Here is a 22,912-nt window from a genome sequence, read left to right on the forward strand (position 1 = left end):
GTCATGGCCTCGGTCTGGTCATGGGTAACGTAGATGAAGGTGGTGGCCAGCTTCTTGTGGAGCTTGATGATCTCGGTACGCATGCTGGTACGGAGCTTGGCGTCCAGGTTGGACAGAGGCTCGTCGAGCAGGAAGACCGCCGGGTTACGGACCATAGCGCGGCCCAGGGCAACACGCTGACGCTGGCCGCCGGACAGAGCCTTCGGCTTACGGTCGAGCAGGTGCTCGATCTCGAGGATCTTCGCGGCTTCACGCACGCGCTTGTCGATCTCGTCCTTGGGCATCTTGCGCAGCTCGAGGCCGAACGCCATGTTCTTGTAGACGGTCATATGCGGATACAGAGCGTAGTTCTGGAACACCATGGCGATGTCACGATCCTTCGGCGGAACGTCGTTGATCAGGCGGTCGCCGATGTACATCTCGCCTTTGGAAATTTCTTCCAGACCGGCGATCATACGCAGGGTGGTGGACTTGCCGCAGCCGGAAGGACCAACGAAAACGATGAATTCCTTATCAGCGATTTCCAGGTTGAAATCCTTGACGGCGGTGACATTGCCGGGATAGATCTTGTAAATGTGACGGCAACTAATGCTGGCCATGGGTCATTACCTCCGAATAGTTTTTTATTGATACGCGGTCGGCGTATTTCTCTTGACAAACCTATAATAACAGGTTAGAATCGGAAAAGATATAGCACTTTATTGATATAGGAGGTCAAAAATTGATATTCGATGTCAATCGCTGCTGCCGCCGGGCCGAGGTGCGGGAACTGCAGGGCGACACCCCGCTGGCCCTAGGCGGCGAAGGGCTGTGGGTGGGGGTGCTGTCCAGCGGCAGCTGTCTGCTGGACTGCCCGGGGCGGCAGAGCTCGGGCGGGGCCTCGGGCGACCTGCTGCTGGGCCGGGGCGGGTTCACGCTGCGGCCGCTGAGTGTGTGTCACCTGCTCTGCGTGCGGCTGACCGGGCTGGCGGCGGACGCCTTTCTGGAAGGGCTGCCCGAACCGCGCTTTGCCGACAGTGCCGCCTGTCCCGGTGCGGCCGAGCTGCTGGCCCGGGTCTGCAGTGCGTCGGACGAACCGGACGCCGCGGAGGCCGCAGCCCCCTACACGCTGCTGTGCGCGATGGCCCACGCCGATGAGGAGGTGCGGCATCTGTCCCCGCTGGTGCAGCGCGCCGTCGAGGCGATCCGGGAGAATTACATGGCGCTGTACGGCGTCGAGGAGCTGAGCAGCCAGCTGGGCGTGAGCAAATGCCATCTGGTGCGGGTGTTCTCCTCCGAGATGGGGATGCCGCCCGGCAAATATCTGACCTCGGTGCGGATCGAGGCCGCCAAGCTGCTGCTGACCGAGCGGGAATACAACCTGGAGATGATCGCCGGGCTGTGCGGCTTCTCGGGCGCCAACTATCTGTGCCGGGTCTTCAAGCGGGAGACCGGGCTCTCCCCCGCCGCCTGGCGGGAGACCGCCGCGCCCCATGCGGCCGTCGAGAAGCTGCCGATGCGCAACAACGAGATTTACGTCTGAGCGCGGCGGCGCAGCAGCAGGGCGCCGCCCAGCAGCGTGAGCAGCGAGACCAGCTCGGCCGCCCGCCACAGCGGCGGTTCCCGGAAGGTGACCGTCACGGTGCCGGCGTAGCCGTCGGGCAGGGTCAGGTCCACGGCGTTGTCCATGCCGCAGCTCACCGCCAGGGTGTCCCCGGTGGCGTCGTCCACGGCGGTGTAGCCGCGGTACCAGAGCAGCGGCAGCAGGACGCCGGCCGGCTCCCCCGCGTTGTTGGCGACGGTCATCCGGATTTCAATGCCGTCCTTGCGGTACTCTCCCAGCGTGATGCCGCCGTCCCAGATGGGGCCCTCGGGGAAGATGCTCAGATCGGTGGGGCCCTGTTCGGCGGGCAGATAATGGCCGCAGCCCGCCTCCCAGAAAGGTTCCTCGGTGCCGGCGAGGTAGTATTCGGGGGCGGCTGTGCGGCAGTATTCCCGCAGCTGTCCCGCCGCCGAGAACACCGACACCGCGCAGAGCAGCACCGCCAGGGCGATGCGCGGCCGCTGCGGCAGGCCGCTCAGTGCAAGGGCCGCCGCCAGGCAGAGAAAGAGGGTGGCCGGGCCGAGGAACCGCCAGGGGAACTGCAGGCTGCCCACGAGTCGGGCCGCCGTGCTGCCCAGCGAATAGAGGGCATCCCAGGGGAAGAAGTTGCCCGCCAGCAGCAGGCAGCCCACCCCGGCCGCGGCGAGCGGCAGCGCGGCCCGTGACCGCCGGAAAGCCAGCACCACGGCCAGGACGAGCGGCACCGCGAGCAGCAGGGCCGGTCCCGGTGTGAGGGGCATATCGGGCACAAGGCCGGCCTGTTCCCCGCCGGACGCCGTGAAGGGCAGGCCGAGCAGCTGCTGCCACAGGGCACCGTTGGACTGGATGGGTTCGGTGCCGCCGGGCTGGTTGATCTGGAATTTTTCGGTCAGGTAATACTGCAGGAACGGGACGAGGAATCCCGCATTGAGGGCACAGAAGGTGGCGGCTGCAGCCAGCAGGCGGCGCAGCGCCGCCGGGCGGAAGGTGCGGCGGGCCAGCAGCAGTGCGGCCAGCGCCAGCAGCAGCACCGTCATCTCAAAGCTCAGCAGGTGGCTTTGCAGCACGCCGGAAAGGCCCAGCGTGAGCAACAGCCAGCCGGGCAGGCGGCGGTCATCCGGTTGGAGGGTGCGCCACAGCCCGCAGGCCACGAGCGGCAGAAAGGCCAGCGCGGTGTACTCGCCGAGGGCGGCGCGCACCGTGGTGTTGCACAGCCGGTAGGCGCTGAGCAGATAGAGCACCGCCCCCGCAGCCGCCCCGGTCCGCCCTGCCCCGAGGCGCCGGGCGGCGTAGAAGGCAAAAAGCCCGGTGAGCAGCGTGACGGCGAAGAGATACAGCCCGTAGGCCGCCGAGACCGACAGCCCGGCCAGCCGCAGCAGCGCGGCCGGATAGAGCAGCAGGTCGCCGTAAAAGACGCCCACCGCATAGCCGGCGCCGCCGCACCAGTCGGACTGGATGCGCACGGGGAACTGGCCGTTGGTCAGGCCGATGGCGATGTTTTCGATGCGGCGCAGATGATAGCCCAGGTCGGAGCCGTGGTACAGCCCGCCGCCCAGGAAGGGGGCGCAGGCCAGCAGGGCCGCGGCCGTGAGCAGCAGGACGGTCAGGGCCGTTTTGTGCCTGGACGATTGCAGAAGTGTTTTCATCTTGGACCTCTTATCAGAAAGATACGCCTGAAACCACCGGTGCCCCCGGCCTGGCGGAAAGCTCCGCAGGCCGGGGGCGCCGTACTGTTTTTGATGAGGGGAGATCAGTGAACGGTCTTGTAGCCGTCCGGGTTCTGGCTCTGCCAGTTCCAGCTGTCGCGGCACATCTCCTCGATGCCGTACTCCGCGGTCCAGCCCAGTTCCTCCTTGGCCTTGGTGGGATCGCACCAGCACTCGGCAATATCGCCGGGGCGGCGGGGATCAATCACATAGGGCAGGTCGCGGCCGCAGGCCTTGCTGAACGCCGCGATGACCTGCAGCACGCTGTAGCCGTGGCCGGTGCCCAGGTTGCAGATGAACAGGCCGGGCTTCTGCTCCAGCTTGCGGATGGCCGCCACATGGCCGCGGGCCAGGTCCACGACATGGATGTAGTCGCGCACACCGGTGCCGTCCGGCGTCGGATAGTCATTGCCGTAGACATGGACTTTCTCGAGCTTGCCGACGGCCACCTTGGCAATGTAGGGGACCAGGTTGTTGGGGATGCCGTTGGGATCTTCGCCGATCTTTCCGGACGGATGGGCGCCGATGGGGTTGAAGTAGCGCAGCAGCGCGACGTTCAGCTCGGGGTCCGCCTTGCAGCAGTCCGTCAGGATGCGCTCGGTGAACGCCTTGGTGGTGCCGTAGGGGTTGGTGGTGGCACCGACCGGGAAGTCCTCGCGGATGGGCACGCTGGCGGGATCGCCGTACACCGTCGCGGAGGAGGAGAAGATGATGTTGTGGCAGTCGTAATGGCGCATGACATCCAGGATGGTCAGCGTGCAGTTGAGGTTGTTGGAGTAGTACTCGATGGGCTTGGAAACGCTCTCGCCCACCGCCTTGTAGGCCGCAAACTGGATCACGCAGGTGATGCCCGGATGGCTGCGGAAGATCTCCTCCACCTCAGCCCGGTTGGTCATGTCCGCTTTGACGAACGGGAAATCCTTGCCGGTGATCTCCCGCACACGGTTGAGCGCTTCGGGGCAGGAGTTGTAGTAGTTGTCCGCCACCACAATCTCATAGCCCGCATTGAGAAGCTCCACGCAAGTATGGCTGCCGATGTAGCCGGCGCCGCCGCTGACCAGGATGGACATAATGAACGCTCCTTTACTGTGTTTGTATTTATGTTGCAAATGACTGCGGTTGCAGTCTCATCAATACCAGGAAGCAGGCGTTTTTTGCTCCTGTTTCTTTGTCTTTATTCTATCTTTTTGTGCTGTGGTTTTGAATGGAAGTTTCAGTATTTTGCATGGATGATTGTTGTTCCTTCTCACAGCTCACACAGATGCAGCAGGTGGGGCGCACGGCGGAAGGCCGTGGGAGTCTGACCGGTCAGCGCGTAGAAGCGGCGGCAGAACCATGCCTGGGACCCGTAGCCCAGCATTTTGGCCACCTCGCCGGGGCCGTAGCCGGAGGCCAGCAGCGCGCCGGCCTTTTCGGCCTTCATGCGGGCAAAGTAATCCATTGGGCCGGTATGGACGCGGGCCCGGAACGCCTGCTGCAGGGCGGCGCGGCTGCAGCCGTTGGCGCGGCAGACTTCGGGCAGGGTCAGGGATTTTTCGATGTTCTGGGCAAAGTAGAGGCGCACCCCCTCCACCAGCGCGGCCTGCTCCTGTTCGGCGCGGGCCCGCGGACCGGGGCGTCGGGTGCGGCGGCGACGGCGCAGCACAAGCAGCAGGAGCTGGTTGAGATACAGTTCCTGCAGTTCCCGGGCCGCATAGGGGATCTCGGCGCGGGGGGCGGGCATCTGCCAGGGCTCGGTGACCGGGGCGAAGACCTCCCGGCCGGTCTCGATGAGCAGCCGCAGGCAGTTGCGCTCGGCCGCGTTGGCGCGCAGATGCAGTTCCCGCAGATCGTCCACGGCGCTGCCCTCGCAGGTGAACTCGATGCGCAGCACCTCGGGCGGGACCTCGCCGGCCGCCCGCATGCTGTGGGTGGTGTCGGGCTGGTGGAACAGCAGCTGGCCGGAACGCAGCGGGATGCGGCGTCCGTCGCTGATCTCCTCCACGACGCTGCTGTGCACATAGACGAGCTGCCAGGCTTCGCAGAAGCGCTCGGGGCTCTGCTGGCCGCTGCGCCACTCGGTAAAGGCGGAGGCCTGCACGCCGGTGACCCGGACAGGCCATTCGGTCTGGTTCATGCGGTCAACCTCCCATCAGGCGGCCTGGCCGGTCTCCCAGTTTCCGGCACCGCGCCCTTCCATCGTATAAACGCCGGGCGGGTCGGCGGTCGCATCGGGGAACCGCTCCATGCCGGGGAAGCGGTCGCACAGCCCCAGCCGGAAGGCGGTCAGCGGGCAGAGGCTCTTGTCGATCTCCTCCCCGCCCACCGTGCCGTCGGCGTTGTAGGTATCATACATAATGGCGTCCGGCCAGGTCTGCGCCACATAGGCGGCCAGCTCCGGCGTCACATAGGGGTCGCTGCTGCCCTCGTACAGGTCCGCCGCACCGAAGAGGTGCAGAATCTCGTGGGCATAGACCGCCGGGCTTTCCGGCGTGCCGGGCTCCACATAGGGATCATAGAGATACAGGCAGCTGAATTCGTTGAGATAGTTTTCCCCGTCCTCCAGATAGTGCAGGATGGAGTAGGAACAGCCCTCGAAGGGCAGAAAGATCAGATACCCGATGCCGGCGGTGCCGTAGGCGGCGCGCAGGGCGTCCGTGTCCACGGCGGCGGTCAGGGTATCGACATAGTCATAGAAGGCGTCCCCCGAGGTATTGTCGGCGTCGAGGGGGGTAGTGCACGTCACCCGGGCGGAAAGGCGGCCGTCCCCCGTGTCATAGTACAGCCGGGGGGAGGCGTTGTACCGGCCGGCCTGCTCGGTGATCCAGTCCGCGGCCTCGGCCAGGCGGCGCTGCGTCAGCGCAATCTGCTCGTCGGTCCAGCAGGCGTAGGGACTGTCCAGGTAGATGCTGTACAGCACGCAGGGCCAGGCCAGCAGACCCGCACTGCCGTAGGCTTCCCGGAAACTGTCCGCCGAGGCGGGCAGCGTGTCGTCGGGCAGCAGCGTCGGGGGCGGGGTCTGGCGTCCCGGGAACTGTACGTCGGGAATCCCGGTCTGCAATTCGCCGCTGTACCGCACGCAGCCGGTCAGAAGGCCGGCGGCCAGCAGCAGGCAGAGCAGCCGGAGCAAGACGCGGCGGGCCATGGTCCCGGCCTCCGGGTCAGGACGGCAGCCGGAGCACCGGCTTGCCGTTTTCGTCCGCCTCCACCGTGACGGTCTGTCCGGCGGAGAGCTTTCCGGCGATGACCGCCTCGGCCACCGGGTCCTCCAGCGTCTTGCGGATGGTCTTGCGCAGTTCCCACGCGCCGAAGCGGGTGGGCGTCTCGGCGACGATGGCCGTCAGCGCCTGGGGCGTGTAGGACAGCGTCAGGCCGCGCGCCTCGAAGCCGGGGCGGTATTCCTCCAGCATCAGGGCGGCGATCTTCTCGAGGTTTTCCTGGTCGAGCGGACGGAAGGTGATGATCTCATCCACGCGGCCGAGGAACTCGGGGCGCAGGAACTCCTGCAGCGCCTTGAGGCTCTTTTCACGGGTGGTTTCTTCGATCGTCCGGCCGAACCCGGTCAGCGCGGTGCGGTCGCTCGACCCCGCATTGGAGGTCATGCAGATCACCGTGTTGGAGAAATCCACCACACGGCCCTGGGCGTCGTTGATCTTGCCTTCGTCCAGAATCTGCAGCAGGATGTTCATGACATCGGGATGTGCTTTTTCGATCTCGTCAAAGAGGACCACGCTGTACGGATGGCGACGCACCTTCTCGGTGAGCTGGCCGGCCTCGTCGTAGCCCACATAGCCCGGCGGCGAACCGATCAGGCGGGAGACCGCGTATTTTTCCATATATTCGCTCATGTCGATGGAGATCAGCGGGTCCACCGTGTCAAAGAGCTGGGAGGCCAGCTGTTTGACCAGCTCGGTCTTGCCCACGCCGGTGGGACCCACAAAGAGGAAGCTGGCCGGACGGTGGCGGCCCGACAGGTCGGCGCGGGTCCGCTTGATGGCCTGGGCGACGCTGTGAACGGCTTCGTCCTGGCCGATGATGTGGGCCTTGAGGGCGTCCTCGAGGCCGAGCAGGCGGCCGTACTCGCTCTCCTTGATCTTGACGGCGGGGATGCCGGTCCAGAGCTCCACGACCTGGGCAATATCGTCCGGCGTGACGCAGATGTCTGCCACCCGCAGTTCCAGCGCGGGCAGTTTCTGGCGCATCTGGGCCAGCTCGGTCTTGACCTTGGCCAGCTCCTCGTAGTCGATGGCGCTGTCCCCCTCGGGATCGGGGTTTTCCAGCGTGTGTTCCTTCTCCTCCAGGTCGGCAACCTGCTTCTGCATGGTCAGGTACTCGGTGATCTCGGGGTGGCGCAGATTGCAGCAGGCGCAGGCTTCATCCAGCAGGTCGATGGCCTTGTCGGGCAGGTAGCGGTCGGTGATGTACCGTTCGCTGAGCCGCACGACGTCGGCGGCCACCGCGTCGGGCACCTTGACGCAATGGTATTTTTCGTAGTAGCCCTTGACGCCGCGGATGACCTCAATGGCATCGTTGATGGTGGGCTCCTCCACCTTGACGGGCTGGAAACGGCGTTCCAGCGCGGAGTCCTTCTCGATATATTTGCGGTACTCGGCGAACGTCGTCGCGCCGATGACCTGAATCTGCCCGCGGGAGAGCGCGGGTTTCATGATGTTGGCAGCGTTCATGGCGCCGTCCGAATCGCCGGCGCCCACAATGTTGTGGATCTCGTCAATGAAGAGGATCACATTGCCCTCGGCCTTGATCTCGGACAGCAGGCCCTTGACCCGCTGCTCGAACTGGCCGCGGAACTGGGTGCCGGCCACCAGGGCCGTGAGGTCCAGCAGATAGATTTCCTTGTCCTGCAGGCGGGCGGGCACCTTGCCGGCCGCGATGCGCTGGGCAATGCCCTCGGCGATGGCGGTCTTGCCGACGCCGGCCTCACCGATCAGGCAGGGGTTGTTCTTCTGGCGGCGGCAGAGGATCTGGATGGTACGGTACACCTCGCGGTCACGGCCGATGATGTTGTCCAGCCGCCCTTCGCGCGCTTTCTGGGTCAGGTTCTCGCAGTAGCCGTCCAGGTATTTGCGCTGGCCGCGGCCCCGCTTCTTCTTGGACTTGCCGCCTTCCTTGTCGGCCTCGGCGGGCACCGCAAAGGGGAAGGTCGGCGAACCGCCCGGCACGAACTCGTCGGGCAGCTCCCCGTTCTCGGCGGAAAGCGCATCCGGGTCCTGTCCGGCTTCCTGCAGGAAGCTGGACACCCGCTCTTCCATATTGGCCAGGTCGTCATCCGACATTCCGAACCGTTTCATCAGATCGTCCACGGGCTGGATGTGCAGTTCGCGGGCGCAGGTCAGGCAGTAGCCCTCCTGCACCGGCTTGCCGCCGTCCATGCGCTGGACAAAAACCACCGCCGTACGTTTCTTGCAGCGGACACATAACATACTTCTTCACCTCTCTGTTCGGGAGGGGTCTGCGGTCCCGCCGGTGGGGCGGAAACCGCGAAATTCTCCCACAGATACTATTATCCCCCACCCGCCTTGCATTTGCAAGGGGGCGGGGGGAATGTTCAGATATTGTTCATCAGTAATGCAGCAGGAAGGGATTGAGCCCCGACAGCAGCGTGTAGATCCGGCTGTGTGCGAGTGCACCGCTGCTGAGGAATTCCAGCCGGCCGCCGGTCAGGCCGGAGACCATCCAGACCGCCAGCGAGAAGATCCAGCAGTTGAGCAGCCCCGCCACGACGCCGAACGCCAGGCCCAGCATCTTGTTGAGGGTGCCCACGAGCGGAATCGCGTTGATGCCGCGCAGCCAGCGGGCGATGAGCCGGAAGACCGCCCGCACGAGAATCCAGACCGCGAGGAAGAGCAGCGTCTGGATGAGCGGCAGAAAGACCGGTTCCAGCGCGCTGACGATCTGGGGGACCGCCTCGCCGGTCAGGTTGGTGACCAGCGTGCGCAGGGTTTCCCGCGCGGCGTCGGGCAGGAACTCCAGCTTGGCGAGGGCGGCGTTGAAGTCACCGCCGCAGTCGTTGAGGGTGGCGGCGACGGTTTCGCCGATCGTGACGCCCAGATGGTCGCGGTAGAGCGGCAGCGCCCAGGCACGGCTGGCATAGACACCGGCCACAACGCCGGCCACCGAGCCGATCAGCGACACCAGGCCGCTGACAAAGCCGCGGCGGCGGCCGTCCAGGGCGGCGCCCACCAGCAGGATCAGAAAAATCAGGTCATAGACCAGACCAATCGAGACATTCATACTTTCTTTCCCTCCGTTTTTCGGGGATGTGCGGCTTCAGGATTCCGGAGCGGTCAGCACATCCACCTTGCCGGGTGTGAACACAAGTGTACGGGCGGCATCCAGCACCGCCTGGGGGCGCATGCCCAGATACTGGGACCAGTTGTGCACCCCGTCAAAGGTATAACTCTCCACCCCCACGTCGGTGAGCAGATAGACGGCCGTGTCGGTGCAGACCACGCTCTCGGCCTGGCCGGCCGGGATGGTGGCCAGCGGCGTCAGGTCCTCGTCCAGCGTCACGAGGGTGTTGCCGCCCCGGATGAGCAGCAGCAGCGCCGTGCTGCCGCCCCCCACCGAGACGCTCTGCAGCGTCGCGCCGCCGCAGTCATAGCGGGCGAGCTCGGTCCCGTCCGAGGGGTTGAGCACCGCCACATAAGTATCAAAGACGGCCAGCACCCGGCTGCCCGACATCCATTGCAGTCTGAGGATGACGGCGCCGGTGTCAGCGGTGTAGGCGGGGCCGGCGGTGTCCTGGGCGGTGTCCATAAAGCGGACGACCGTCCGGAGCTGGCCGTCGCTGGCGGCCACGGTGCCCGCGGCAAAGCGGCGGTTGTCCGGCGCAAAGGCGATGGTCAGCGGCGTGCCGTCCTGCTGGGTCATCTTCCAGACAAAGGGGTCGCCGCGGAACTCGGGATCAAAGACCTGGACCTCGGCGGCGTAGCGGTCCGACTCAGTGACGACGGCCAGCGTGCCGTTCTGCGCCATCGCGCAGAGCATGATGGGGTTGGAAAAGCTCTTGCTGTACAGCCGCCGGGTGCGGCTTTCGACGGTCAGCTCGGTGCCGGCGCGGTTGTACACGACGAACCGGGTGTTGCCGACGGCCAGCGCCGGGCGGGCGTACCCGGGCTGGAAGGCCCGGATCTTGGCGCCGTAGGCGGAGTAGACCGCCACATCCTCGGCGTCCATCTCGACAAAGCCGCCGGCCAGTTCCTCCACCTGGGTGGGGATGCGGATGCCGGTGCTGGCGGGCCAGCCGCCGCCGGCCCGGTTGAGGTAGAGCACCACCGAGTCGGTCATATCGCCCAGCATCGCGATGGAGGTGCTCAGCAGGCCGCTGACCGTGGCCATCGCGGCCGCCAGGACGAGGATGACAAGCGCCAGCAGAATGTGTTTGCGGCGGCGACGGCGGCGCAGCACCGGGCTGATGGGCCGCAGGTTGGACGCGGGTTCGGGTGTCTGTTCGCGGGCGGGGGCCGTGTAGCGGGTGCGGGGCGGCTCCCGGGGCGGGATGCGGACCCCCGCGGGTTCCTCGCCGGGGTCCAGCCCCTGTTCGCGGGCAAGCATCCGGCGTCGGCGTTCCAGTCGTTCACGGTCTTGACGGTTCACGGGCAGAACCTCCTTCCAGCAGGTTTCGGGGCAGGGTCAGCACGAGGCCAGCCCGGGATAGCGGACATCCCACAGGAACAGCCCCCGGGCGGGCAGCGTCGGCCCGGCGCGGCGCCGGTCGCGGGAGTCCAGAATGGCAGGCACGCCGGCGGGGTCCCGCTTGCCGAGCCCCGCTTCCAGCACCGTGCCTGCCAGAATCCGCACCATATTGTACAGGTACCCGTCCGCCGTCACGGACAGGGTGAACAGCTCGCCGTCCTGCCGCACCGTGCAGTCCGTGACGGTGCGCACCGTATCGCCGTGGGCGGCGGCCGACGATCCCGACGCACAGAGCGCCAGAAAATCATGGGTGCCGCAGAAGCCCGCCGCCGCGCGCTGCATGGCCGGCAGGTCCAGCGGGCCCGCCACCCGGTGACAGGTCTCCCAGTCGAAGGGGTCATCCACCCGCGAGCAGCGCAGCCGGTAATGGTAGGTCTTGTCATGGGCGGCATACCGCGCATGGAAATCGTCCGGGACAGGCAGGGCCTGCAGGGCACGGATGTCCATGGGCAGCCGGGCGTTGAGGGCCAGCGGGATTTTCTCGCAGGGAATCCCGCCGTCATACCGGAAATTCAGCGCAAACCGGCGCGCATGCACCCCGGCATCGGTGCGGGAACAGCCCTTGACGGGCGGGCGGACGCCGAACAGGTCCTCCATCGCGTTCTGCAGTACCTCGCAGACCGTGACGCCGTTGGGCTGGACCTGAAAGCCCGCATACCGCGTTCCCTTATAGCTGATCCAGAGCAGAATGTTCATCGGTGAATCCTTTCCGGCCGGTCAGATGCCCGGCACGAACCACCGCGTGGCCAGGATGATCCCCAGGCAGACAACAAGGCCGACGGCGCATTTGACATCGTCGCGGCCGAAGCGCAGCACCTTGAGGCGGGTGCGGCCCTCGCCGCCGTGGTAGCAGCGGCATTCCATCGCCATGGCCAGCTCGTCGGCGCGGCGGAATGCCGAGATGAACAGCGGGATCAGCACCGGCACGAGGGCGCGGATGCGCTCCATGAACTTGCCGTTGTCCAGCATGGCGCCGCGGGCCTTCTGGGCGTTCATGATCTTTTCGGTTTCGTCGATGAGCAGCGGGATGAACCGCAGCGCAATGGTCATCATCATGGCCAGCTCGTGGACCGGCAGATGAATTTTGGACAGCGGCTTGAGCAGCGCCTCGATGGCGTCGGTCAGCACGATGGGGCTGGTTGTGTAGGTCAGCAGGCTGGTGCCGGCGATCAGCGCAATGATGCGCACCGCCATCAGCACCGCGTAGCTGACGCCCTCGCGGTAGATATGCAGGAAGCCCAGCGAAAACAGCGGTTCGCCCTGTCCCGTGATGAAAAAGAGGTTGAGCACCGCCGTGAACAGCACGATGGGCACAATGGGCTTGAGGCTTTTGAGGATGAGGCGCAGCGGGATTTTGGCGACGCGGTAGAGCAGCACGAGGAAGCCCAGCGACAGCGCGATGCCCAGCGGGTTGGACGCCATGAAGAGCACGACGATGTAGGCGATGGTGGCCACGATCTTGAGCCGCGGGTCACAGCGGTGGATGATGGAGTTGCCGGGGAAATGCTGGCCGATGGTGATATCACGAAGCATCCGGGGCACCTCCCTTCCCGTTGGCCGCCCGGACAGAGGGCAGCGGCACCGCCTTGTCGGGGTGTCTGGCATTCCAGGCCTTGAGCACCGTCTTGACGGCGTAGGGCATCGTGTAGACATCGGTATCAATGTCCAGGCCCATCGCCTTGAGCATCAGGAACACCTGGGTAACCTGCGGGACGGACAGACCGAGCTGCAGCAGTTCCGGCGCCCGGGCAAAGACCTTTTCGACGGTGTCGTACATGGCCACCTTGGCATGGCTCATGACCAGCACGCGGTTGGCGTACTTGGCGATGTCCTCCATCGAATGGCTGACCAGCACCACCGTGATGCCGGTCTGTTCGTGGTAGTTCTTGATCTGGCTGAGGATGGTGTCCCGGCCTTCGGGGTCCAGGCCCGCGGCGGGTTCGTCCAGCACCAGGATCTTGGGGCGCATGGCCATGACGCCCGCAATCGCCACCCGGCGTTTCTGGCCGCCGGACAGCTCAAAGGGGCTTTTGTCCAGCAGCTCGTCGGTCAGTCCCACGAAGGCGGCCGCCTCGCGCACGCGGCGGTCGATCTCCTCCTCGCTGAGTCCCATGTTGCGCGGACCGTAGGCAATGTCCTTGCGGCAGGTCTCCTCGAAGAGCTGGTACTCGGGGTACTGCATGACCAGTCCCACGAGGAACCGGAACTCCCGCAGGTTCTCGCCGGAGGCCCACATATCGCGGCCGTCCACATAGATCTTGCCGGAGGTGGGACGGTTGAGGCCGTTGAAATGGGCGATCAGCGTGGACTTGCCCGAGCCGGTGGAGCCCATGACGCCCACGAAGTCGCCCTCCTCGATAGAGAAATTCACATCATCCAGCGCGGCGGTCTCGTCCGGCATGCCGGCGTTGTAGACGTAGCGCAGATGCTCGACTTTGATGATTTCTGACACGTTTGCTTCCTTCCCGCAGGGTACCGCCCGGACCGCTGTCCGGTGCCGTTCCTGCCTTCTTCAGGGAATTTTATGCCAGCAGGTCGTAGATGGCCTTGGCACACTGTTCGGGGGTGATGACGCTGCGCGGCATCGGCAGACCGGCCGCGGCCAGCGCGTCGCGCAGCTCGGCGGCCTGCGGCACGTCCAGATGGTAGGACCGCACCCGCCGCGTCTGGCTGAAGACCTGTTCGGGGGTGCCCTCCATGACGATGCGGCCCCGGCTCATGACCAGGACGCGGTCCGCCTGGGCGGCCTCCTCCATATAATGGGTGATCGAGACAATCGAGATGCCGGCATTGCGCAGATCGCGGATGGTCTTCATGACCTGGGCGCGGCCGCGGGGGTCCAGCATGGCGGTGGCCTCGTCGAGGATCAGGCAGTCCGGCCGCATGGCGATGACGCCCGCGATGGCGACGCGCTGTTTCTGACCGCCCGAGAGCTTGTGCGGCGCCTTGTGCCGCTGTTCCCAGATTCCGGCCAGCTTCATGGCATCGTCCACCCGGCCGCGCATCTCCTCGGTGGGAACGCCCAGGTTTTCGAGTGCGAACGCCACGTCCTCCTCCACGACCGTCGCGACGATCTGGTTGTCGGGGTTCTGGAAAACCATGCCCACCTTCTGGCGGATGTCGTAGAGTTTTTCCTCGGTGCGGGTGTCCATATCCTCCACCAGCACGGTGCCGGTTTCGGGCAGCAGGATGGCGTTGAAATGCTTGGCCAGCGTGGACTTGCCGCAGCCGTTGGCGCCCAGCACCGCGACGAACTCGCCGCGGCGGACCTGCATGCTGACCCCGTCCACGGCGTAGACCGCCTGTTCGGGCGGGGTTTCGGTATCATAGCGGAAGCGCACCGACTGCGCTTCCAGAATCGTATCCTTCTGCATACTTGTGTGCCTCGTCAAATATCCAGTCATTCCTGCCACAGCGCCGTGGCGCCGCAGGGAACCACGCCGCCGGTGGCCGACACCGGCAGGCCGATCTCGTCACAGTCGGTCCGTCCGCCGATCTGCGGGCAGAGCGTGGTTTTGAGAATGTACTCCATGACCGCCGGGCTCAGGCCCTCGGTGTAGGAGTTGATGGCAAAAAAGAGCGGTGCCTTGCTCAGAACGCCCGCCGTCAGCCGGATCAGGTCGTAGACGTTGTCCTCCAGCTTCCAGATCTCGCCGTTGGGGCCGCGGCCGTAGCTGGGCGGGTCCATGATGACCGCGTCGTAGGCATTGCCGCGGCGGATCTCCCGCTGGACAAACTTGGCGCAGTCATCCACAATCCAGCGGCAGGGCCAGTCGGCCAGACCGCTGGCCGCGGCGTTCTCCCGCGCCCAGGACACCATCCCCTTGGAGGCGTCCACATGGGTCACCGAAGCCCCCGCCGCCAGGCAGGCCAGCGTGGCGCCGCCGGTGTAGCCGAACAGGTTGAGCACCTTGACGGGCCGGCCTGCGGCGCGGATTTTTTCACGATACCACGCCCAGTTGACGGCCTGTTCGGGGAAAACGCCGGTATGCTTGAACCCGGTGGGACTGACGATCAGCGTCAGGTCCTGCCAGTGGATGTTCCATTTCTGGGCCAGCGGGCGGCGGTACTCCCACCGTCCGCCGCCCTTGGCGGAGCGGTAGTAGACGGCGTCCGCCTTCTGCCACAGCGGGCTGGCCTCCTCGTTTTTCCAGATAACCTGGGGGTCCGGGCGGATCAGCAGGGTCTTGCCCCACCGTTCCAGCCGGTTATGGTTGGTTGCATCGATCAGTTCGTAGTCTTTCCAACTGTCTGCCGGACGCATAGTCTATCCCTTTCTGTTTACTGAACGCCCGGAATGCGCTGCCGGATCAGCTCGCTGATGCGGTTGGCACTCTGGGTGATGGCCTCGCGGTCCTCGCCCTCCACCATCACGCGGATCTTGGGCTCGGTGCCGGAAACCCGCACCAGGACGCGGCCCATGCCCATCAGGTTCTGCTGCTGGCTCTCGATGAAGCCGGCAATATATTCGTCTTCCTTGTAGGCCTGCTTCTGTTCCTTGTTGGCCGACAGGTTGATCAGCACCTGGGGGAACTTGGTGTAGACGGCGTTGAGCTGGCTCATCTTGGTGCCGTCCTCGCGGTGCTTGCGGGCCAGCAGCTTGAGCAGCTTGCCGGCCGTCAGCTCGCCGTCGCCCGTCGTGGAGTGGTGCAGGAAGATCACATGGCCGCTCTGCTCGCCGCCGATCGCATAGTTGCGGGCGCGCATCTCCTCGAGAACGTACCGGTCGCCGACAGCCGTGCGGGCCGTCTCGATGCCGATGGACTGCATATATTTCATGAAGCCCAGGTTGGACATGACGGTCACCACAGCGGTGTTGCCGTCCAGGCGGCCGCGCTCCTTCATGTCCTTGGCGACCAGCGCGATGATCTTGTCGCCGTCGATCTCGGCGCCGGTCTCATCGCAGGCCAGGCAGCGGTCGGCGTCGCCGTCAAAGGCGATGCCGCAGTCATAGCCGCCCGCCACGACCTGTTTTTCGAGGGTTTCGAGGTGGGTGGAACCGCAGCCGTCATTGACCGAGACACCGTCATCCAGCGTGCCGATAAAGCCGCAGCGGCAGCCCAGCCGCGGGAACAGCTTCTGGGCCACCCGGGCGGAAGCGCCGTTGGCGCAGTCAAACAGGACGTTGAGGCCGGACAGGTCGGCGTCGATGTGCTCCACCAGCGCGTCCACATAGTCGTCCAGCGCCTTGTCGATGCGGCGGACGCGGCCGATGTCGGCGCCGCTGCAGATCTTGATGTCATCGCAGTTGCGGAAGATGTGCGCCTCGATGCGGTCCTCCACCTCGTCGGGCAGTTTGTAGCCGTCACCCTTGAAGATCTTGATGCCGTTGAACTCCATCGGGTTGTGGGAGGCCGAGATCACAATGCCGGCATCCGCGCCGTACTTGCGGACCAGATAGGCCACGGCCGGCGTCGGGATGACGCCCAGCAGGTCCACGTCGGCGCCGACGCTGCACAGACCGGCCGCCAGCGTGCATTCCAGCATATCACCGGAGACGCGGGTGTCCTTGCCGATCAGGATGCGGGGGCGATGTCCGTCCAGGCTGGTCAGCTCGGCAGCCGTGGCACGGCCGATCTGCAGCGCCAGTTCGCAGGTCAGGTCCTGGCCCGCCACGCCGCGGACACCGTCGGTTCCAAACAATTTACCCATACGATCAAATCCTTTCTTTCGTCATGCGGAAAAGTTCTTGTTGTCTCCGGTTCAGTACAGGCTCTGCTGGCCGTCCTCCTCCCCGCGCAGATGGCGCGGCACCGGAATGTGCAGATGTTCATAGGCAAGACGGGTCACGCAGCGGCCCCGCGGTGTGCGGGTGAGCATTCCCATCTGCATCAGGTAGGGTTCACAGACGTCCTCCAGTGTGACGCTCTCCTCCCCCAGGTTGGCCGCGAGGGTTTCCAGCCCGACGGGACCGCCGCCGTACAGCTCGATGATCGCGCGCAGCACGCTGCGGTCCAGCTCATCCAGGCCGAGTTCGTCAATATCCATCTGGCGGCGGGCGGCGGCCGCCGTGGGGCCGTCGATGCTGCCGTCCCCCTGGACCGTCGCAAAATCCCGCACCCGCTTGAGCAGTCGGTTGGCCACGCGGGGGGTGCCCCGGGCACACTTGGCAAGTTCCAGCGCGCCGTCATGGTCAATCGGCACGCCGAGGATGCCGGCACTGCGCATGATGATGGCGGCCAGCTCATCGGGGCTGTAAGGCTCGAGTTTGAGCAGGATGCCGAACCGGTCGCGCAGCGGGCCGGTCAGCTGTCCGGCCCGGGTGGTCGCGCCCACCAGCGTGAAGCGCGGCAGGTTGATCCGGATACTCTGGGCGCTCGGTCCCTTGCCGATCATGATGTCCAGCGCGTAGTCCTCCAGCGCCGGATAGAGCACCTCCTCGACCTGGCGGGACAGGCGGTGGATCTCATCGATGAAGAGGATGTCGCCCTCCTGCAGGTTGGTCAGCAGGGCGGCCAGGTCGCCCGGTTTCTCGATGGCAGGGCCCGAGGTGATGCGGATCTGCACCCCCATCTCCTGGGCCACGATGCCGGCCAGGGTGGTCTTGCCCAGGCCGGGCGGTCCGTACAGCAGTATGTGGTCCATCGGCTCGCCGCGGGTCTGCGCCGCGCGCAGATAGATCCGCAGGTTGGTCTTGACCTTCTCCTGTCCCACATAGTCGTCCAGTGTCCGGGGACGAAGGCTGACTTCCTCGGCGTCGCCGGGCGCCGCGTCGGGACTGACCAGACGGCCGGGGTCCACGGTATATTCGGTATTTTGGCTCATGTTGCTGCTCCTTTACGCACGGGAAAGCCCGCGAAGCGCGATCTTGATGATGTCCTGCACCGGCAGGTTCTCATCAATGCGGGCGACGGCCTGGGCGGCATCCGAGGTGCTGTACCCCAGTGCCACCAGCGCCGCCACGGCCTGGGCCGGCGCGCTGGACGGCGGCGGCGCCTCGACGGCCCCCGCAGCGAACCCGGCGCCCGAAGCCAGCCCCTTACCCACCTTGTCCTTGAGCTCGAGGGCGATGCGCTGGGCCAGCTTGGGCCCCACGCCGCTGGCCTTGGTGAATGCCTTGTGATCCCCCGAGGAGGCCGCCAGCGCGACTTTCTCGGGCGTCATGATGCTGAGGATGGACAGACCCGCCTTGGGGCCCACGCCGGACACCGAGATGAGCATTTTGAAGCAGGCGCGCTGTTCCTCGGTCGCAAAACCGTAGAGCGAGACATCGTTTTCCGTCACATTCATGACGGTGTACACCGTGCCCTCGCGCCCCGGCGCCGGCAGTGCCTCGCCGACGGCCGTCGGCACCTGCACCGCAAACCCGATGCCGCCGCAGCTGATGACCACGGTATCCAATGTTTTTTTTAGTATTTTGCCGGTCAGGCAGTCAATCATCGTTTTCCCTGTCCTTTACTTGTCATCGCAGGCCCGAAAGCCGGCTGGTCGCACAGTGGCAGTGCGCCACCGCCATGGCCAGCGCGTCGGCCGTATCGTCCGGCTTGGGAATGGCCGGCAGCTTGAGCAGGATGCGGGTCATCTCCTGAATCTGTTTCTTGACGGCCTTGCCGTAGCCCGTCACGGCCTGTTTGACCTGCATCGGGGTGTATTCATAGATCGGGATGCCGCACTGGGCGGCAGCCAGCAGAATCACGCCACGGGCTTCGGCCACGCCGATCACCGTCGTCTGGTTGTGCTGATAGTACAGCTTTTCCAGGGAGAGCGCCTGCGGCTGATACCGCTTGCAGATGTCCAGCACACCGTCGTACACTTCGCACAGGCGCTGTTCAAACGGCGTGTCCTTGTCGGTACATACCGCCCCGTAGGCCACCGGCGCAAACCGGTTGCCCGCATACTCCACAACGCCCCATCCGACGATCGCATAGCCGGGGTCGATGCCCAAAACCCGCATTTCTTTACACCTCTCCATGGTAACTGTAACAGTATACCACAAACCAATACCTTGGGCAAGAAAAAGCCGCGGGGCCTTTGTAAAATTTATATTCGTATCATCGACGTTTTTGACCTTTCTGGAAAAATTTTTGAAGTTTTTTGAAAAAAAGGCTTGCATTTTTCCGAAGAATTTGCTATAGTAATTGAGTCGCAAGGCGAGCGCGGTTAGCTCAGCTGGTAGAGCATCTGCTTGACGTGCAGGAGGTCACAGGTTCGAGTCCTGTACCGCGCACCAAAAACCGAACGGTTTCAGACCGTTCGGTTTTTTATTGTCTGTGTTTTATTTCCCCGTAAACTTGAGGATCGCAAATGTCAAAGAGGAAAAGGCGTTCTTGATAAGTTTATCAGGGATGCTCTAAGGCTCCGGCCTATATGTGCGGCTGCCGCTTTGCCTGTGATTGGTTTTGTGTTGGCAATCATAAAACTGGGATTGCAGCCAAATCATGCCAGCTGAATGCCTTTGACATCGGGGAGATCATCCGCTGCAAAATTGAATTGACACAGAGCTTTTGTGATCTTTCCGTTTCTTGATGATGGGATCATGGATCTCCAGCCCGGCCGGTCGCAGGATCGGCCGGGCTTTTTGTCGTGATCGGGGAAAGTTTCGCATTGCAATCCCCCTGCCGAGCCTTTATAATGAAGTTGAATCGGTTGTGCCGGGACGGTCCCGGCCATGCCTGAGCCAAAGAAACGAGGAGGATCATGAAAAACTTGCGACAAAAGATCGTGGCTGTGACACTGACCTTCGCCATGCTCGTCTGCGCGGCCCTGCCGGCGGGAGCAGCGGAACAGACCACACCGACGTTCCCGACCGCGGTCGCGGCGTCCGGCACACCGGAGACCGCACAGACCCCGGAAGACGCGCAGACGCCGGCGCCCATCCACCCGGAGGACAACCTTACCGCCCGGTCGCAGAGCGAGGCCCCGCTCTACAATTCCGACGGGCAGTCGGCCTGGAACTCCATTCTGACGCAGAACAAGAATGTCCGCCGGGTCATGGGCGAGGTCCTGCTGAACAGCCGGCCGTTCTATTACTCGGACTATCGTTCCAAAGCGAACAATATGCCGGCATATACCATTGATGAACTGCAGCAGTTCTCCTATGCCATCGCCGGCACCACCGGCAGCCAGTACGACCGCGCCAGAACGTTGTATCAATGGGTTGCGAGCAACATTTCCTACGGCTCCTACTACGCCTATCCCATCGACATTTTCCGGGAGCGGACCGGCGCCTGCGAGGGCTACTGCATGCTGCTGTCCGATCTGCTGGCGGCTCAGGGCATCACCTCGATCATCATCAATGTGGCAACCAACCAGGGCGGCGGCGACTGGGCCGTGAAGCCGTACTCGGTGACCCACTCGGTCCTGCTGGCGGCGCTGGACGGCCAGGTCTACTGGCTGGACCCGACCTGGGATGAAAAGACCGCCACCCATCTGAACTACTTCGGACAGACCGACGAGGAGTTCTCCCGCGAGCACTTTGCCATGTCGTATGGCAAAACGACCGCCAATACCTATCTGTACGGCGAAGAGCTGTTCTTCACCGACAACGAGGCGCTGTTCAGCACCGGCTACGGTGCCACCGGAAACCGCCTCGGTTCCGGCGTCAAGCGCTGGACGCTGGACAACGGCGTGCTCCGCGGCGACAACGGGACGAACTATCCGGAATCCGGATGGTACGCCCTCACGGAGCGGTCCTATTTTGCCGGCCTTTACCTGGATTCCTGCGTTTATCTGAAAGACGGGCTGGCCCTCACCGGCAAGCAGACCATCGACGGGCAGACCTATACCTTCAGCAGCACCGGCATCCTGGTCAGCGGGGAGAAGGATCTGGCGGACGAGCTGCCCGTCACCCCGCTCAACACCGACTGCACGAATCATTCGACCTATTCCGAGTCCTACTATGCCCGTTTCCACCTGGACAATTCCGGTATTGTCAGCTTTGAGTTTGACAACGCCAGCGGTGATGTCCGGATGGAGATGTTCGATCTGGAAACCCAGGGATATGTGACCTACCTCTGGAGCAACTGGGCCAAAGCCTGGAAGAGCCAGGAGTTCTGGCTGGACGCCGGCGATTATTTCTTCTGGATCGGCGGGCCGTACTCTTCGACCTTTGATTACCGGGTCAACTACCGTCCCGACGACGGCAGTGTGGAGCGGGAAGGCAACGGCTCGTTTGAAACCGCCGATCCGATTGCCTGCAATCAGGTGGTCAACGCCTCGGCGGCTTCCGCCTACTCCGACATTGACCTTTACACCTTTACGCTGGACTCCCCGCAGGAAGTCACCATCCGGACCAGCCACGAGGCGTACAGCAAAACCTCCGGATACTGGCTGACCTATCTGCTGGATTCTTCCCAGCGGCAGCTGCTTTCCAACGACCTGCTGCGCGATTCTTCCGGCGTGATCTATTCCGATTATGTGAACAGTACCGGAGAATCCTACACGACCACGCTGGCGGCCGGCCAGTATTACGTCCTGCTCATCAGTTGCCTGGACGTGAACAGCTACAAGCCCGACGATCCCTGCCTGTACCAGCTGACCGTCTCGACCAAACCCCTGGACGTCCCGGATTTCGGCTGGTGCACCATCCGCGGCAAGGACTACTGGTTTGAAAACGGCATCCAGCAGGGCACGACGGGCCGCGGCAAGGAAATCTACGACCCCGGCACGGATGCCTGGTACTGGCTGGATGCCATCCAGGGCGGCGCCAAGGCCGTCGATAAAGAGGTCTACATGGACTACGAGGGCATGCAGGGCGACCCGAAGTGGGTGCGCTACGATACCGACGGCCACATGGTCAAGGGCTGGTACAACAACGGGAACGGCACCTACTACTATGACCTGATCACCGGTGCAATGGCCAAGGGTGACATCCTGCTGAACGGCATGCACTACGGCTTTGATTCCGCGACCGGCGTGATGCTGGACAAGGCCTGGCTGACGATTGACGGCGGCGAGTACTGGTACGAAGGCGGCATCCGGCAGGGCTGCCAGCTCAATGCGGACGGCACGCCGGACCTGAGCTACCGCGGCAAGGAGATCTATGACCCGGCCTCCAACGCCTGGTACTGGCTGGACAATGTGGACTACGGCAAGAAGGCTGTGTCCAAGGATGTCTACCAGGAGTCCGAGGCGGGCGTCTGGGCGGACCGCCCCGACGGCACCGGCAAATGGGTGCGGTACGATGCCAACGGCGGCATGATCAAGGGCTGGAGCGACGACGGCATGTATTACTTTGACCCGATGTTCGGCACGATGGCCAAGGGCGTCGCCGTGATTGACGGTCAGACCTACACCTTTGATGTGAATACCGGCAGAAAGCTGTAACGGCAGCCGGACATGACAAAGCGGCCGGTCCCCGGATGGGGACCGGCCGCTGTTTGTCGGTCAGAGAACCAGGCCGGATCAGCCGGCACGCCGCAGGGTGTTGTAGGCCCGGATCATCAGGATGGTGAACCAGAGCAGCGACACCGAGAAGATCACAAAGCTGATCGAGACAAACTGGTTGAGCAGGGTGTTGTGGGGCACCGCCATGTTGATGAGCCGCAGCATCGTGTGCAGTGCGAGCAGGGCGGTGGAGGTCAGCAGCATGTTGTGGGTGCTGCGGGTGTAGCGCAGATCGTCCAGGGCGGGACGTGCGGCATCCAGCGCGCCCGAGACCAGTCCCAGCAGGACCCACAGATCGGCCAGGCGCAGAAACGGCGACGCGGCAGCCAGCAGACCGCCCTGATGAACCCAGTCCCCGCACAGGACCAGTTCCAGGCCCAGCGCAATCACCGCGGCGACCAGCGGCCGCAGCAGCTGCCGGGACAGCAGCAGCGCCCCGACCAGCAGCAGCGCGGTCAGACTCAGTTCCAGTGTGCTGACGCTGTCCGGCATGGACAGAAACGCACGCCCGGCCACACCCACGCCCAGCAGCAGAAAAGCTGCGGCTTTGCGGTTGGATGATTTTTTCATAAACATTGACAGCTCTCTTCAAGCGGGAAATTTCATGGTTTATGGCGTATTATAT

Annotated in this window: 20 protein-coding genes and 1 tRNA gene; 3 read left to right on the forward strand and 18 right to left on the reverse strand. The window is 64.3% G+C overall.

Annotated features, from left to right (window positions below; all coding sequences use genetic code 11):
- Positions 1–599 (reverse strand): ABC transporter ATP-binding protein (locus U0L91_RS00005; protein WP_330043780.1); only part of this gene is annotated, 599 nt, incomplete at its 3' end.
- Positions 600–721: 122 nt separating this feature from the next.
- Here U0L91_RS00005 and U0L91_RS00010 point away from each other — a divergent pair.
- Positions 722–1,522 carry an AraC family transcriptional regulator gene (locus U0L91_RS00010; protein WP_330043782.1) on the forward strand — a complete coding sequence of 267 codons (801 nt, stop codon included), beginning with the start codon at positions 722–724 and terminating at the stop codon, positions 1,520–1,522.
- Here U0L91_RS00010 and U0L91_RS00015 read toward each other — a convergent pair.
- The 16 genes from U0L91_RS00015 to ruvC all read right to left on the reverse strand — a co-directional run bounded on the left by U0L91_RS00015 (position 1,513) and on the right by ruvC (position 18,856).
- Positions 1,513–3,207, reverse strand: coding sequence for a hypothetical protein (locus U0L91_RS00015; RefSeq protein WP_330043784.1), 1,695 nt, complete (start codon positions 3,205–3,207; stop codon positions 1,513–1,515). The genes U0L91_RS00010 and U0L91_RS00015 overlap by 10 nt on opposite strands.
- 104 nt (positions 3,208–3,311) lie before the next feature.
- Positions 3,312–4,337 carry a UDP-glucose 4-epimerase GalE gene (gene galE / locus U0L91_RS00020; RefSeq protein ID WP_330043786.1) on the reverse strand — a complete coding sequence of 342 codons (1,026 nt, stop codon included), beginning with the start codon at positions 4,335–4,337 and terminating at the stop codon, positions 3,312–3,314.
- 176 nt (positions 4,338–4,513) lie between these two features.
- Positions 4,514–5,383: a helix-turn-helix domain-containing protein gene (locus tag U0L91_RS00025; protein ID WP_330043787.1), complete on the reverse strand. Its 870-nt coding sequence runs from the start codon at positions 5,381–5,383 to the stop codon at positions 4,514–4,516.
- Between the two features lie 15 nt (positions 5,384–5,398).
- Positions 5,399–6,391, reverse strand: coding sequence for a hypothetical protein (locus U0L91_RS00030; RefSeq protein WP_330043789.1), 993 nt, complete (start codon positions 6,389–6,391; stop codon positions 5,399–5,401).
- Positions 6,392–6,407: 16 nt separating this feature from the next.
- Positions 6,408–8,687: an ATP-dependent Clp protease ATP-binding subunit gene (locus tag U0L91_RS00035; protein ID WP_330043791.1), complete on the reverse strand. Its 2,280-nt coding sequence runs from the start codon at positions 8,685–8,687 to the stop codon at positions 6,408–6,410.
- A gap of 139 nt (positions 8,688–8,826) precedes the next feature.
- Positions 8,827–9,498, reverse strand: coding sequence for a CvpA family protein (locus U0L91_RS00040; protein ID WP_330043793.1), 672 nt, complete (start codon positions 9,496–9,498; stop codon positions 8,827–8,829).
- 36 nt (positions 9,499–9,534) lie between these two features.
- Positions 9,535–10,863, reverse strand: a complete 1,329-nt coding sequence (locus tag U0L91_RS00045) for a DUF5711 family protein (RefSeq protein ID WP_330043795.1) — start codon at positions 10,861–10,863, stop codon at positions 9,535–9,537.
- Between the two features lie 36 nt (positions 10,864–10,899).
- Positions 10,900–11,658, reverse strand: coding sequence for a tRNA pseudouridine(38-40) synthase TruA (truA, locus tag U0L91_RS00050; RefSeq protein WP_330043797.1), 759 nt, complete (start codon positions 11,656–11,658; stop codon positions 10,900–10,902).
- Between the two features lie 21 nt (positions 11,659–11,679).
- Positions 11,680–12,495: an energy-coupling factor transporter transmembrane component T family protein gene (locus U0L91_RS00055; RefSeq protein ID WP_330043799.1), complete on the reverse strand. Its 816-nt coding sequence runs from the start codon at positions 12,493–12,495 to the stop codon at positions 11,680–11,682.
- A complete protein-coding gene (locus U0L91_RS00060) occupies positions 12,485–13,414 on the reverse strand; it encodes an energy-coupling factor transporter ATPase (RefSeq protein WP_330043800.1) in 930 nt (309 codons plus the stop codon). The genes U0L91_RS00055 and U0L91_RS00060 overlap by 11 nt, the downstream gene beginning before the upstream one ends.
- A gap of 70 nt (positions 13,415–13,484) precedes the next feature.
- Entirely contained in the window at positions 13,485–14,336 is an 852-nt protein-coding gene (locus U0L91_RS00065; RefSeq protein WP_330043802.1) for an energy-coupling factor transporter ATPase, read from the reverse strand.
- Between the two features lie 26 nt (positions 14,337–14,362).
- Entirely contained in the window at positions 14,363–15,226 is an 864-nt protein-coding gene (locus U0L91_RS00070) for a class I SAM-dependent methyltransferase (RefSeq protein WP_330043804.1), read from the reverse strand.
- 17 nt (positions 15,227–15,243) lie between these two features.
- A complete protein-coding gene (glmM, locus tag U0L91_RS00075) occupies positions 15,244–16,614 on the reverse strand; it encodes a phosphoglucosamine mutase (RefSeq protein WP_330043805.1) in 1,371 nt (456 codons plus the stop codon).
- 51 nt (positions 16,615–16,665) lie between these two features.
- Positions 16,666–17,727 carry a Holliday junction branch migration DNA helicase RuvB gene (gene ruvB, locus U0L91_RS00080; protein ID WP_330043806.1) on the reverse strand — a complete coding sequence of 354 codons (1,062 nt, stop codon included), beginning with the start codon at positions 17,725–17,727 and terminating at the stop codon, positions 16,666–16,668.
- Between the two features lie 12 nt (positions 17,728–17,739).
- Positions 17,740–18,342: a Holliday junction branch migration protein RuvA gene (ruvA, locus tag U0L91_RS00085; RefSeq protein WP_330043808.1), complete on the reverse strand. Its 603-nt coding sequence runs from the start codon at positions 18,340–18,342 to the stop codon at positions 17,740–17,742.
- Between the two features lie 22 nt (positions 18,343–18,364).
- Positions 18,365–18,856 carry a crossover junction endodeoxyribonuclease RuvC gene (gene ruvC, locus U0L91_RS00090; protein WP_330043809.1) on the reverse strand — a complete coding sequence of 164 codons (492 nt, stop codon included), beginning with the start codon at positions 18,854–18,856 and terminating at the stop codon, positions 18,365–18,367.
- A 200-nt stretch (positions 18,857–19,056) separates the two neighbouring features.
- Here ruvC and U0L91_RS00095 point away from each other — a divergent pair.
- Together U0L91_RS00095 and U0L91_RS00100 are read left to right on the forward strand one after the other, a co-directional pair.
- Positions 19,057–19,132: transfer RNA gene (locus U0L91_RS00095), tRNA-Val, on the forward strand.
- Between the two features lie 467 nt (positions 19,133–19,599).
- A complete protein-coding gene (locus U0L91_RS00100) occupies positions 19,600–22,227 on the forward strand; it encodes a hypothetical protein (RefSeq protein ID WP_330043811.1) in 2,628 nt (875 codons plus the stop codon).
- Between the two features lie 78 nt (positions 22,228–22,305).
- Here the strand turns inward: U0L91_RS00100 and U0L91_RS00105 are convergent, their stop codons facing one another.
- A complete protein-coding gene (locus U0L91_RS00105; protein WP_330043813.1) occupies positions 22,306–22,857 on the reverse strand; it encodes a hypothetical protein in 552 nt (183 codons plus the stop codon).
- Positions 22,858–22,912: the final 55 nt, after the last annotated feature.

The sequence above is a fragment of the Gemmiger sp. genome, assembly GCF_036306485.1.
Taxonomy (GTDB): domain Bacteria; phylum Bacillota; class Clostridia; order Oscillospirales; family Ruminococcaceae; genus Gemmiger.

Excerpts from the sequence above, each read along its gene's own strand:
- U0L91_RS00015 (WP_330043784.1), bottom strand. The coding sequence starts at position 3,207 with ATGAAAACACTTCTGCAATCGTCCAGGCACAAAACGGCCCTGACCGTC.
- galE (WP_330043786.1), bottom strand. The coding sequence starts at position 4,337 with ATGTCCATCCTGGTCAGCGGCGGCGCCGGCTACATCGGCAGCCATACT.
- U0L91_RS00025 (WP_330043787.1), bottom strand. The coding sequence starts at position 5,383 with ATGAACCAGACCGAATGGCCTGTCCGGGTCACCGGCGTGCAGGCCTCC.
- U0L91_RS00030 (WP_330043789.1), bottom strand. The coding sequence starts at position 6,391 with ATGGCCCGCCGCGTCTTGCTCCGGCTGCTCTGCCTGCTGCTGGCCGCC.
- U0L91_RS00035 (WP_330043791.1), bottom strand. The coding sequence starts at position 8,687 with ATGTTATGTGTCCGCTGCAAGAAACGTACGGCGGTGGTTTTTGTCCAG.
- U0L91_RS00040 (WP_330043793.1), bottom strand. The coding sequence starts at position 9,498 with ATGAATGTCTCGATTGGTCTGGTCTATGACCTGATTTTTCTGATCCTG.
- truA (WP_330043797.1), bottom strand. The coding sequence starts at position 11,658 with ATGAACATTCTGCTCTGGATCAGCTATAAGGGAACGCGGTATGCGGGC.
- U0L91_RS00055 (WP_330043799.1), bottom strand. The coding sequence starts at position 12,495 with ATGCTTCGTGATATCACCATCGGCCAGCATTTCCCCGGCAACTCCATC.
- U0L91_RS00065 (WP_330043802.1), bottom strand. The coding sequence starts at position 14,336 with ATGCAGAAGGATACGATTCTGGAAGCGCAGTCGGTGCGCTTCCGCTAT.
- U0L91_RS00070 (WP_330043804.1), bottom strand. The coding sequence starts at position 15,226 with ATGCGTCCGGCAGACAGTTGGAAAGACTACGAACTGATCGATGCAACC.
- glmM (WP_330043805.1), bottom strand. The coding sequence starts at position 16,614 with ATGGGTAAATTGTTTGGAACCGACGGTGTCCGCGGCGTGGCGGGCCAG.
- ruvB (WP_330043806.1), bottom strand. The coding sequence starts at position 17,727 with ATGAGCCAAAATACCGAATATACCGTGGACCCCGGCCGTCTGGTCAGT.
- ruvA (WP_330043808.1), bottom strand. The coding sequence starts at position 18,342 with ATGATTGACTGCCTGACCGGCAAAATACTAAAAAAAACATTGGATACC.
- ruvC (WP_330043809.1), bottom strand. The coding sequence starts at position 18,856 with ATGCGGGTTTTGGGCATCGACCCCGGCTATGCGATCGTCGGATGGGGC.
- U0L91_RS00100 (WP_330043811.1), top strand. The coding sequence starts at position 19,600 with ATGAAAAACTTGCGACAAAAGATCGTGGCTGTGACACTGACCTTCGCC.
- U0L91_RS00105 (WP_330043813.1), bottom strand. The coding sequence starts at position 22,857 with ATGAAAAAATCATCCAACCGCAAAGCCGCAGCTTTTCTGCTGCTGGGC.